This is a genomic window from Proteus sp. PR00208 (assembly GCF_016238545.1).
Classification (GTDB): domain Bacteria; phylum Pseudomonadota; class Gammaproteobacteria; order Enterobacterales; family Enterobacteriaceae; genus Proteus.
This window is the reverse complement of the sequence record NZ_JAEHQE010000005.1, coordinates 51585-64494: the sequence shown is the minus strand read 5'-3', so window position 1 is coordinate 64494 and position 12910 is coordinate 51585. Positions and strand designations below refer to the sequence as shown.

At 37.7% G+C, this 12910-nt stretch carries 11 protein-coding genes; 2 read left to right on the top strand and 9 right to left on the bottom strand.

Features of this window, described 5'->3' with window-relative positions:
* The 5 genes from JEP36_RS05530 to JEP36_RS05510 all read right to left on the bottom strand — a co-directional run bounded on the left by JEP36_RS05530 (position 1) and on the right by JEP36_RS05510 (position 5250).
* Positions 1-1491, bottom strand: coding sequence for a sodium:solute symporter (locus JEP36_RS05530; RefSeq protein WP_198620137.1), 1491 nt, complete (start codon positions 1489-1491; stop codon positions 1-3).
* A gap of 50 nt (positions 1492-1541) precedes the next feature.
* Positions 1542-2411: an N-acetylmannosamine kinase gene (gene nanK / locus JEP36_RS05525; RefSeq protein ID WP_109373763.1), complete on the bottom strand. Its 870-nt coding sequence runs from the start codon at positions 2409-2411 to the stop codon at positions 1542-1544.
* Complete coding sequence (locus JEP36_RS05520) at positions 2408-3106, bottom strand: N-acetylmannosamine-6-phosphate 2-epimerase (RefSeq protein ID WP_109373764.1); 699 nt, start codon at positions 3104-3106, stop codon at positions 2408-2410. Before JEP36_RS05520 ends, nanK begins: the two co-directional genes overlap by 4 nt.
* Positions 3107-3316: 210 nt before the next feature.
* The gene (locus tag JEP36_RS05515; protein ID WP_109373765.1) at positions 3317-4012 is read right to left on the bottom strand and encodes an oligogalacturonate-specific porin KdgM family protein; all 696 of its coding nucleotides are present in this window, start codon (positions 4010-4012) and stop codon (positions 3317-3319) included.
* An 80-nt stretch (positions 4013-4092) separates the two neighbouring features.
* Positions 4093-5250, bottom strand: coding sequence for an N-acetylneuraminate epimerase (locus JEP36_RS05510; protein ID WP_198620139.1), 1158 nt, complete (start codon positions 5248-5250; stop codon positions 4093-4095).
* Positions 5251-6202: 952 nt separating this feature from the next.
* Here JEP36_RS05510 and JEP36_RS05505 point away from each other — a divergent pair.
* A complete protein-coding gene (locus JEP36_RS05505) occupies positions 6203-7519 on the top strand; it encodes a sodium-dependent transporter (RefSeq protein WP_198620140.1) in 1317 nt (438 codons plus the stop codon).
* An 87-nt stretch (positions 7520-7606) separates the two neighbouring features.
* Here the strand turns inward: JEP36_RS05505 and JEP36_RS05500 are convergent, their stop codons facing one another.
* The 4 genes from JEP36_RS05500 to JEP36_RS05485 all read right to left on the bottom strand — a co-directional run bounded on the left by JEP36_RS05500 (position 7607) and on the right by JEP36_RS05485 (position 12064).
* Positions 7607-8977 carry a class-II fumarase/aspartase family protein gene (locus tag JEP36_RS05500; protein ID WP_198620141.1) on the bottom strand — a complete coding sequence of 457 codons (1371 nt, stop codon included), beginning with the start codon at positions 8975-8977 and terminating at the stop codon, positions 7607-7609.
* Between the two features lie 11 nt (positions 8978-8988).
* Positions 8989-10545 (bottom strand): PTS transporter subunit EIIC, encoded by a 1557-nt coding sequence (locus JEP36_RS05495; RefSeq protein ID WP_109374183.1) that lies wholly within the window; start codon positions 10543-10545, stop codon positions 8989-8991.
* A 334-nt stretch (positions 10546-10879) separates the two neighbouring features.
* Positions 10880-11620: a MurR/RpiR family transcriptional regulator gene (locus JEP36_RS05490; RefSeq protein WP_109374182.1), complete on the bottom strand. Its 741-nt coding sequence runs from the start codon at positions 11618-11620 to the stop codon at positions 10880-10882.
* A gap of 198 nt (positions 11621-11818) precedes the next feature.
* On the bottom strand, positions 11819-12064 hold the full coding sequence (locus JEP36_RS05485; protein ID WP_198620143.1) for a DUF2543 family protein: 246 nt from the start codon (positions 12062-12064) through the stop codon (positions 11819-11821).
* A 125-nt stretch (positions 12065-12189) separates the two neighbouring features.
* On the opposite strand from JEP36_RS05485, the gene JEP36_RS05480 reads away from it, so the two are divergent.
* Entirely contained in the window at positions 12190-12906 is a 717-nt protein-coding gene (locus tag JEP36_RS05480) for an RluA family pseudouridine synthase (protein ID WP_198629960.1), read from the top strand.
* Positions 12907-12910: the final 4 nt, after the last annotated feature.

Sequence of the window (12910 nt, the reverse complement as noted above, 5' to 3'; positions counted from 1 at the left end):
TTAATTCCCTGATGTTTCATTGTCATCTAATGAAATTTGTTTTGCTGAGGCGAAAAGAGGCGCTGTGATTGTTCCTGCTATTACCACAGACATTGCACCGATCACACCGTAGAAGAAGAAGTTAAGATCACTGCCATAACGAGCCGCTAATACCGCAATAATACTGACGATAATACCCACCACGGCACTGCCTGCATTGGCACGTTTAACAAAAATACCCAACATAAACAGACCTGTCATTGGGCCACCCATTAAGCCAATCAGGCTGTTAAAGGCATCCCAAATTTCAGACTCATCAGATAAAACTAACCAAATTGCGGCAAGGCTACTGAACACACCCGCTACGATAATCACTAATCTTGCGACTTTCATTTTTTGTTCAGCACGGCGTTCTACTTTACTTAAACGAGTATAAATATCTGAGTTAAAGCAACTTGAAATACTGTTTAAGCTACTCGAAATACTCGATTGAGCCGCAGCAAAAATAGCAGCGATAATTAATCCAGCAATACCGACAGGCATTTCGGTCACAATAAATAGAGGTAGAATACCACCTGTATTAAAGCCTTCAGGTAAGAAACTAGGATTCTGTTTGTAATACACAAACAAGGCCGAGCCAATAGCGAAGAAGAAAATAGGAATAATGGCAACTAATTTAGCGTTTGTTATCAGTGTACGCTTAGTTTCTTCAATGGAATCCGTCACAATATAACGCTGTACGACATCCTGACTTGCGGTAAATTGCTGAATATTCGCGAATAAAAATCCGATCATCAAAACAGGAATGGTGCTATCAGTCCAACTCCAACGTAATTGTGTCGCAGGGAAGAATTTATCTGCCTGTGATGTTGCAGTGAAAATTTCACTAATTCCGCCATCAACTTTAAAGCAGATCATAATAAAGATAAGCACTGCGCCACCTGATAGTAATAACCCTTGAATAACGTCAGTCCAAATAACGCCTTCAATGCCGCCCATCCAAGTATAAACAATACATAGCAAGCTAATCAGCACAATTAATACAACGGGATCGATACCCATAAAAGGACGCAAAGCAAGTACAGTTAAATAAGTAATAATTGCCACTCGACCAATATGGAATAACATAAATGAAAGGCTGGCAAATAAACGGCTGCGTATATCAAAACGCGCTTCTAAATATTCATAAGCCGAGGTGATTTTTAATTTTCTAAAAAACGGAATATAGAAATAAAAGACTAATGGCAAAATAGCGATCGCTAAATATTGCCCAATAATGAAAGTCCAGTCTGAGGTATAAGCCTTTGCAGGAATAGACATAAACGTAATCGAGCTTAATGTGGTTGCAAAGACGGAAACACCCGCAGCCCAACCAGGAACGCGACCTCCGCCACGGAAATAATCATCCGCGGTTTTTTGACGTTTAGAGAAATAAACACCAACGAGTAGCATTGCTGCTAAATAACCAAACAGCACTGCATAATTAATGAAACCAAAATCATGTAATTGCATTTTTTAGTCCTGCCATATGTAGGGTAAAAGGTAAGTTTTACGACAGTTTTTTATTGCTCTCTAGCCCACAGGACAGCGCCCCAGAGCCCGGCATCATGATGGTAGTGAGCCGATAAAATCGGCACTTGTAATGCTAATGGCTGTTGTGTCATGGCTGCTTGAACGAGTTCTATATACCCTTTCGCTAGCCCAACACTACCGCCAAGAACGACACAATCGGCATCGGTTGTGGCTTTAATATCTGTTACCAAATTTGCAATTGTGTTTGCTGAGTGCTCAATAATTGATTTTGCTTGTGAATTTCCCTGATGAAAGGCAGCAAAAATCGCTTTAGCATCTTTTCCTGCAAGCTCTCCAGTTGCCTGTGCGGCAATCGCACGACCTGAAGCGATGGCTTCAACGCAACCATAGCGACCACAGCCACAACGTGGGCCATGAGGATCTGCTAAGGTGTGACCTAAATGGCCTGCAATACCTCGTTTTCCTGTAAAAAGTTGTCCTTGTTGAATAACGCCACCGCCAACACCTGTCGATACAGTGATAAACGCCATATCAGAAATAGTTTCACGACGATAATCATATTCAGCCCATGTTGCGGCTTGAGCATCATTCAGTAACCAACATGGCAACCCCGTGATCGCAGATAACGTTTCTTTTAAAGGAAAATCCTTTAATCCGCCTAAGTTATCCGGATTCAGAGCCGTTAAAATGCCATTACAAATAATGCCTGTTGATGCCACGGCAACACTATCAGCATGGTTTTTTAGTGGTGTCGTAATAGCAACGAGTGCTTCATAAAGTTGTGTTGGTGATGCACTTGCGGGTGTGGTGATCTGCGTATGTTGTGTCAATTGGTTATCTCGGCTAATTAATGCTGCCGAAATTTTTGTTCCTCCAATATCAATGGCTAATGTATTCATTTATCTAACTCCTGCTGCCACTTTAATGCTTGAGTGAACCAATCACAGACATGCTCAAGACGTGTTAATGCAGAGCCTACAGTGACAGCCCAAGCACCCGCATGCATACCTCTTGCTGCCATCATCGGTGTGTTATAACGCCCTTCAGCAATCACTCGGCATCCTTTTTCAGCCAATGCAGTGACCAGCTGTAAATCAGGCAGCTTTGGTATTTCGCCACCGGTATAGCCCGACATCGTTGAACCAATAAATTCGGTGCCCAACTCTTGGCAATACATGCCTTCGTCAAAGGTGGCGCAATCCGCCATCGCCAATTTTCCTAAACGATGAATATGAGCTAATAACGTTTTCACGGGTACAGGACGCACACGATCAGTACCATCAAAAGCAATAATATCTGCACCTGCGGTGGCTAATTCTTCAATATCACTGAGCCACGGTGTGATCCTTACAGGGCTATCAGGCAAATCACGCTTCACAATGCCAATAATCGGCACATCAATAAGAGGACGCGTTGCTTTTAAATTATCAATTCCCTCAATACGTACTGCGATTGCACCTGCATTTACTGCGGCTTGAGCCATAGCAGCGACAATTTCGGGCTTATCCATTGGACTATTATCAACTGGCTGGCAAGACACGATTAATCCGCCTTTTTGCTGAATATCCTTAGTCATTTTTTCAATTAGCGCCATTTTGAACTCACTGTTCTCTTTTTTGAAACACAACTCCAAATTATAATATTTTACGGAGTTTAATTTCTCAATCAAAAAAATAACAATTTGTGAAGAAGATCAAACAATAACCACAGCCATATAACCAACTGATAAATAAACAAAATAAAAAGGAAGAATGATGTCTCCACCACTCTTCCTGTTTTTTTACTTTGTTTTCATTAAGTAAAATCAGAAATGGAACTGTAACCCAACACGATAACGCGTCTGACGAGCATCACTAAGTGGGCTTACTGCCATATTGCCAATTTCAATATAAGGCGTGAATGTGCTGTTGATTTGATAAGAGAAAGCGACGTTATGCTCATAATTACGTTTTTTATTATCGTATTTTATGGCATCGCTATACATTTGCGTGTAGTCATATTCCACTTTAAATTTGTTATATTTATAACCAATAAAACCATCAAAACGATTTGTCTTTTCGTCATCAACACCCTGTTTTGTTTTACGGGCATAATCAAAACGATAACGCCCTGCAATATATAAACCACTATCAAAATTATATTGTGCTTTTAAATAAGGTTTATATATAGAAGTATCGGTAACTGTTTCGAAAATAAGACCAGGTTGTAATGTGACATTATTATTTAATTTATGATTGTAGCTTAACCCCATTTCAATGGCATTATTAACAACATCACTAAATAATTTATCTTTTTCACCATCAACACCACCTGATTTGACACTCGCATCAATATAAAAACCAATACCATTTGAAAAAGAATGAATAAATGCAATTCTATCTTTATTAATTCGTGTCGAATCTGCATATTCATGACGGAAGTCTAATGTAGTCGCATATAATTGAGATGACATTAATAAAGTACAGCATGCCAATAAAAGTTTTTTCTTTTTATTTGCCATAATATTTACCTAAATAGGTAAGACTCCCTGAATAAATCAGGGGTCTTAATGGGTTATTTTAATTTATATGTAGGGAGAGATTATTCAATAATTAATTGTTTATCTTTCATCGTTAAAGTAATAACTGAATTAACAGCTTCACCTTTATTTGTTTCACCTCCGATTAAATAAAGTGAATTATCATGTGAGATAGTGACACCATAGCCAAGAGGAAGCGGTAATTCGCCAATGACTTTCCATTGATTATTAATAAAGCCATAAATTTCTTTATGCCATGTTTTTTCTAGTCCTTGGTGTGCAAAATAATGTTGCTGTGCATAGTTTGCCTGAGAACCCGGAAAATTAGCCCCTCCAGCAACCAGCAAGGTGTGCATGCTGTAACCCGCAAATGCACCTGCTAAGCCGTCTTGTTGCTGATCAGGTGTAGGATTTGGTAGCTTTTGTGCTACCGTGTTCCATTGTAATTGGTTGTTTTTAAATGTCGCTGTTTGTACTTCACTGGTTCGTAATCCCGGTTTTATTTCACCATTTATTAAGGTGATTTTATTACCATCATAAGCTAATGCCGAACCCGCCGTTCCATTAAATGGCATAACACCTAATAATCGCCATTGATTACTTTCAGCGTTATATTCCATTATATTTCGATTAAAGAAGTAACCTTCCGCAGGTTTATTAAAATAATCACTGATGACTTTTTTATTTTCAGATCCATTCTCTTTGGTGCGGTTTAAATCAACAAAGTAACCATCAAAAATTTGTTGATTAACACCACCAAGAATAATAGCTTCATGGTTGTTAATATTGATACCAGCATGCCCAACTAATCCGTAAGGCGCTCGCGTATTCACTTTTTCCCATTTATTTTCTTTAGGTAAATAACGATAAACTTCTGTGAGTGCACTAATAGTTTCACTCTCTTTATTTTCTTTTCCCGCACCACCAAATACATAAATATCGTTATTTAATGCTAGTGCAATGGCCTGATCTCTTTGTGTACCAGGAAAGTCTGCTATTTTTTCCCATTGTTTTGTTTGATTATTAAGATCAAGCTTATACCAAGATTTTCCTGCTGTGCCTAAACCAATATAAATAACATTTTTGTTGATTGTTCCTGCCCCACTTTTAAATGTGACAGGTAAGTTAGGAAGTTTTTCTGCAAAGCTAGTAGAGGTGAATATTGCTGACACTAGCATTACAGAGAGACAGGCGTAAGATATTTTCTTTATTCTGTTCATACTTATTAGCTCTTATTATTGTCATCAAGTAGGGTGTTTTTTGTATATTGAAGATCACTCCAATATATAATTATTTTCGGAGTTAAACTTCAAATCGATCTTTTCTGAATTGTGAAGACGATCAAAATGTCTATTTTTTAGCCTTATATTTTTATAACTTTCCTTAAATCAAATTTAGGAATAAAAATCTGACATTGGAATAAAAAGTAGTCACAATAATTTATTGTTGAGATTTTATGCAGAATATAATGTTACTTCTTTTACAGTAAAATTTTTTTATAAAAGAGATAAGAATGGAGTTTTATTTCAAGAGCCTTTTTAATCGATTTAATCCCCATTTTCACCTTGTGTGCTAACTAGGGAGTAAAAGAGTCATAAAGAACTTTCAATTAATCAGGAATTATTCCAATTAAATTTTTTAAATATAATCAATAAGATATAAAAATAAAATAATGTTTAATAACCGTTTCGACATTTTTGCTGATGCTCACCTTACACAAATAAGGTTAATTCCATGACTTATTACGACATTTATCTATTGGCATCAGAAAAACATTTAGAAATAAAAATTAACACTGAATTCCAATAAAATTTATTTCTTTAGTTTGAATTTATGATATAAATAACAAATACGCATTTTGAAAACAATATTTCATATTGCATTGCGATGATATCCATTTCAATAAAGAGCAAAAAGATGAATATGAACACTAACAACCGACTTTTAGGCCTAAACCTACTACTACTTCGTTAGGTGGCCACGCTTATTCATCTTTTGCAAAAGCCACCAGTAAGGTGGTTTTTTTGTTTGTAACCTACTGGTGGAACTGATTTTTTAGGGGAGTTCTATGATGTTTAGTTTCACCACAAAGGTTATGAATTACAATGTGTTATCTGCAATTCGTTGTTTGCCAGCTACCTCCATCACTAAAATAATTAAATCGGAGGCAAAATGAGCCAGCAATGGACATCACGAGTCGGCCATATCTTAGCAGCCGCAGGCTCTGCAATCGGTATTGGCGCAATCTGGAAGTTTTCTTATGTCGCTGCCAATAATGGTGGTGGTGCATTCTTAATCGTCTTCTTATTATTTAGTTTTATTATCGGGCTTGCGGTATTACTGGCTGAAAATATATTAGGCAGTAGCACACACGCCGAAGCAGTTAATGCATTTAAGAAAATGATGGGGCGCAATTGGGTCATCATTGGCGTTATTGGTGTATTCAGTTCATGGTGTATTTATAGCTTCTATAGTGTTGTCGGTGGTTGGACAATTGGCTATACCGTTATGGCGGCAACAGGTCAGTTGAATATTACAGATAGCGCTGAATTAACGGGTATTTTTACCCGCTTTATTAGTGATCCTTTATGGCCTATTTTGGCTCACCTTGCTTTTGCTGGATTAACCTGTTTTGTGGTTTTAGCAGGTGTACAACGCGGATTAGAAAAAGCCGTTAAAATCATGATGCCAATGTTATTTATCATTATGATTTTATTGATTATTGTTGGTATTAGCTTACCTGGTTCTTCTGAAGGCTTAAAATTATTTTTATACCCTGATTTCAGCAAATTAACCCCTCAAGGCGTATTAGATGCGTTAGGGTTAGCCTTCTTCTCACTGTCTATCGGTTTAGGTATTCACATCACTTACAGTGCTTATTTAGCGGATAATAAAGGTATCGCTAACTCCAGTATGTGGGTGGTTATTCTGTCTTGTATGGTATGTGTACTTGCCGGATTAATGATTTTCCCTGCATTATCTGCCGCAGGCTTAGAGCCTAATGCGGGCCCAGGTTTAACCTTTATGACCATGCCAGTTTACTTTGCTAACTTACCTGGTGGCAATATTTTAGCCGTGACGTTCTTTGTCTTGTTATTAATGGCAGCGTTAACTTCTGCAATTTCATTACTGGAACATATCGTCGCTTACGTACAGATGCGTTTTCAGTGGACACGCCGTCGTGCAGGGTTAGTCGTAACCGCATCGATTATGTTGATGGGTATTCCAGTGTCATTATCTTTTGGACCGATGAGTGACGTGACGCTGGGGGGCAAAACAGTCTTCGATTTGTTGGATTACCTGACTTCTAATATTTTGATGCCACTGTTTGGTATTGCAATGTGTTTAATCTTTGGTTGGTCACGTAGAGCGAATGCCTTTATTCCTGAAAATATCACAGGATTAAAACGTCAAAGCTTATTATTGGTATGGCGTTATATTGGGCCAATTTGTATCGGGATTATTTTAGTGCATGGTTTGATTGGTTAGTCATCAGCAAAAAGAGCCACTCAAAATGAGTGGCTCTCGACTTAACTGATAATGATTTATTGATGGATACTTGATAACTTTTACGACTTATTTATAGCTTTGCTTAATTTCTTGAGCCGCCACTAATCCACGTTTTGCTTCTTTTTCAGCAAGTTCAACAGATAAACCGATATAAGAACGAGGATCAAGCATTGCCTTAATTTCATCTGCATTAAATGCCGCTGTAATGGTTTCATTCTTCATCAGATTAGTGTAAAAATCTTCACCATCTGCCGCCGTTTTAATGGCTTCTTCATATAACAATGAATGCGCTTTATCTTTGCCTAATTTTTCTGCCATTTTCATCATAACGTATTCGGTATTATCTAAACCCTTATTTCTCATCACGTTATGTAGCATTCTCTCTTCATGAGGAACGATGGTTCTTGAAAGCTCTTCCGTTCTTAGCAAAATTTCTGTTGTTAATTCTAATGCTTCTTCAATTAAGCCATCGAATAACATATAAGAGCTGCTATCGCCCTCGTATGGTCTTACTGCGGAATACATGCCCACATTCGGTAATGAGTAAAGTTTTTGTGAGTTAGCGATAATTCCTTTGGCTAATTTTGGATTAATTTTATGAGGCATCGTGCTACTACCCACAGTGCCTTTTGTAAATCCTTCAGAAACTTCAGCAATTTCTTCTAACGTGGTGCTATACACTTCTTCACCCATTTTATGGCAGATATTTGCCATCAATGCCAAATTCATCATGTACTCTAATTTATGCGTACTTAGGTTACGTGATGGGACTTCCATTGCTTGCATACCCACTAATTCAGCAACGCGTTTTTGTACTTTCATCCCCACTTCAGGCATGGAGTTAAAAGCACCTACTGCGCCCCCCATCATGATAGTGAATACACGCTTTTCACACTCTTTCATACGCTGGTAGCAATCAATAAAATCACTGATCCAAACAGACACTTTATAACCATAAGTAATTGGAATAGCATGGCGACCGTGTGTTCTACCTGCCATCACCATATGTTTGGTTCTTTCAGCGAGATTTGATAAGTTTTCGATGATCTCGCTTAACAACAACATAAATTTGTTGTGTACCGTTTTCATCATATACAGCTGTGAACTTTGCTGTATATTTTGAGTGGTAATGCCGTAGTGCACATATTTACCACTCTCTTCAGAGCATGCATTCACCAGTACTTTTAAGAAAGGCACAAAGCCATGACCGATTTTTTGATAAATACGGTTCATCTCTTCGAAATCGATATTCTCAATAATCGCCTTTTCTTTAATTTCATCTGCGGCAGACTGTGGAATAAAACCGTATTCAGCTTGTGCTTGCGCTAACATGGCTTCAAACATCAACCAAGTTGAATATTTCGCTTCATTGGACAGCAGATTTTTTATACCGCGATCGTCGATTGTTTTACTTTTAGAATCGTATAACGCTCTCATCATGTATCCTTTTATTTCTTCATTGCTTCATCAACAGCATTGCGAACAAATTCGACTTTAGGGCCATAAACGACATGGACATGGTTTGCTGCCGGAAAGAAGAATGCTGTACAGCCAGACTCTAACATTAACTCTTTATCTATTTGATTAACTTCATTAATATCGATACGTAATCGTGTAATACAGTTATCAACATTACGAATATTTTGTTTGCCACCTAACGCTTGAATAAGAATTTCTGCAATTTCGCCATAACGTTTTTCTTTGATTAACGTATTTTTCATATTGCTTGATTCTTCTCTACCTGGTGTTTTGATATCAAATTTGACGATAGCCCAGTAGAAAATAAAGTAGGTCACAACAGCCAGTGCGCTACCAATCAACACTAAGAAGATCCAGTTAGTATGTTCGTACAGTAAACCAAAGATGGTGAAATCAAAGACTGTGCCTCGAATATAACCAATCGCAACTCCCGCAAAAGAGAGCAGAACAGCGCCAATACCGACGATAATCGCGTAAATTAAGTAGAGTAACGGCGCGATAAAGACGAAAGTAAATTCAAGTGGCTCAGTAACGTTACCTAACATTGCCGTTAAGACCATCGTCACCAGCATCGATTTAACTTCAGCGCGATTTTCTTTCTTCGAGGTTTTATAAATTGCTAATGCAATCGCAGGGAATAGGAACAACGTAACCAACATTTGTTGTTGAGCCATAAAGCGCGTTAGGCTTGGCATCATTGCCCAATATTCACTACTTGGCCCTTGATTAAACAATACTTCGGTCATTGCTGGCACAACACCCACATAGGTTTGACCTTCAATAACATAAGAGCCACCCGCTTCGGTAAATCTAAACAGAACGTTCCAAACATGGTGTAAACCAAATGGAATAAATAGACGTTCACCACCCGCGGTAAAGAAAGGCCCGACAGGGCTTAAGAAGACAGCCGAGAGCTTAGTTAAGCCCATGACTAATACTTCCCAAATAAATGGCAATAATGCGCCTACGCCTATCATCAATCCGACCATAATAATGGCGACAGATTTTTTCCCTGAGAAGAAAGCAAATGCAGTTGGTAATTCCAGGTTATAGAATTTATCCGTTGCCCATGCGGCGATTAATCCCGTGATAATCCCCCCTGCTGCACTGATATTCATGGTTTGGATACCAAGCACCTTGATTTGCCCCACTTGCGTCATAATCGCAGGATCAGCCAATTTTCCTGTCAATACCAGCCAGATATTGATAGTACTTATCAAGGTTAAATAGCCGACAACAGAGGCAAAGACCGCTATCCCCTTATCTTTGTGGCTCATACCATATGCCACACCCATTGCAAATAAGAGAGGGATATTGTCAAACACAACGCCCGCAATAGAACGGATACTCACTAACAATGCGTTGACGGTTTCATTTCCTAAGAAAGGAAAGCGTGCAATCATATAAGACTGAACTAAAGCACCACTGATCCCCAATATCATACCGATTGGTGCCAATACGCCGATAGGTAGAAGTAGGGTTCTACCAAAGCGCTGAATAGATTCGCTGAACTTTTTCCTGGCCATATTTTTTTCCTTATGACTTCTCGAATATAAAAGAATTACAGAGGTACTCTATCTTAGGGATTATAGGAAATGAATGACGCGCTGGTTTTAAATATTATCTCAGGTCATATTTTATGACTTAGGTCTTTTTGTTAATTATCGATGTAATAAAGAACAATGAATAAATCCTTTTATTCTATTAAATAATATTTATTTTAGGGTTGAGAAGTAAGATTGAAAAGAAAAGCTATTTTAGAATAAATAACGATTAATCTAACAAGATATATTAATATTATTCACGCTTTAATAATTAAAAAGAGTATTTAATAAATCATATAAGCTCTATTATCCCTTTTTAAAGTAGATTTTCTAACTCATTAATCAGTAAATCCACCAGCATAAAAAATCCAATTCGTGATTTGGTATCATCTTTTTTAGTATCATGATTATCAGCAAAACAAAATAGAGCATGAGTTGCATAAGTGGTTAATTCATTGGTATTAAATGCTGTCATACTAATGATGTTAGCATCTTTTAGCTGCACGATTTTTGCTGTCTCGATGATTTTCTTAGTGCCACCAGAAAGAGAGATAAAGATAACCGTGTCATCTTCATTAACAAGACGTGTAAACGAATCAGATAAGTTGTAATCATTAATAAAAAAGCAATGCAGACCTAATGCAAACAATAGGTGTTCAAGGTAATACCCTACGGCTTTGCTTGTACCTCTTGCAACAATAAAAATATTTCTAGAATGGCGTAAGGTTTTTGCACACTCCTGAATTTGTTCTTCATTAATTAAGGTAAATGTTTTATGAATATTTTTTTCTAATTGTTTTTTATAAGATGCCGCATTCGTTTTTTCGACTTTATTTTTCGTCAAAATATAATTATTAATTTGGAATTTAAGCTCTTTAAATCCACTAAATCCTAATTTTTGCGATAAATTAATGATAACCGTTTTTGATACAAAGGTTTTGGCGACTAAATCATTAATATTTAAATACGGAATATCCGCAATATTATCGGTGAGATATTTTAATACTTTCTTTTCGCTGATCGTCAAATTGTCATAATTTTTTAAAAAATCCAGCATATCTCACCCAATAAATTAATCTAAAATATCTAATGAAAACAGCAAACATCAAAAAAGCAGTTCGGTTATTTTTTACGAGTTTATGTGAAATAAAGTGCATAACGAGTATACGTTAAATCATACAGTTATGTAGGATCAGAGTGACATTTTGTGAATTAGGATAATATTGAGCCCATTTTTTAATGAGCCCAATACGTATTATTCGTTACCCCAGCGATTAAGAAACATGGCGATATCATCAATGCGTTTTTTATCAATACCCGCTTCTTTTGCCATCTCTTGCTGTGCGTTTTCGCTAATTTCTTCGTTATTCATTAATCGTGTAAGTAGTAACTGGAAGTAGAGAGCCAGCGCATCTGCTTCAGCCTCAGCAACAGGCTCTATCGATTCCATCGCATACTCTTCTACCATGTCATAATATTTAAAATGAATGTCATTGTTCATCGGTTGTCCTCAGGGATTAACGTTTATACTCGTCGTATTCAAATTACTAAGAGTATATCTCTACATTCGCCTGTTAACCTAAAATTCGCTATCATCCATTTCCTTCTTTTTCTGCGGATAAGCTGATGTCTACGATTATCGATACTTTTATTGCCCCACCTTGCCATGATGAAATCGAGATCCTTTATCAAGACGAGCACTTAGTGCTTATCAATAAGCCAACAGGGCTACTCAGTCTGTCAGGAAAGAATCCACAAAACATCGACTCAGTACACTATCGATTAGTGAAGCTATTTCCGGGTTGTACGCTTGTTCATCGACTTGATTTTGGTACATCTGGATTGATGGTTGTGGCACGCAATAAAACAATCAATGCTCTTTTGTGTCAGCAATTTAGCCAGCGCAGTGTAACCAAAGTATACAGCGCGCTACTGTGCGGGCATTTAGATGATAATGAAGGAATAATCGATGCGCCGATTGCAAAAGATACGGCTCTGTTCCCACGTATGTCGATTAGCCCCATTAATGGCAAACCCGCGCGCTCTCGCTACCACGTTATTGAACGTTTTTATCATACGTTAGAAGATGGAACGTTATTGCCTTTAACGCGAGTACAATTTATGCCTGAAACAGGGAGAACTCATCAACTTCGTATTCACAGCCAGTTTATAGGGCATCCTATTTTAGGTTGTGATTTATATGGTGGGTGCGACGGAGATTTAATTGAAGGAATAGAAGGAACTGAACGGACTCCGCGACTTATGCTTCATGCGAGTGAACTTCATTTTGTTCATCCCATTAGCCAAGCACCCATAAAAGCGCGCTGCGAGAGCCCGTTTTAAATAT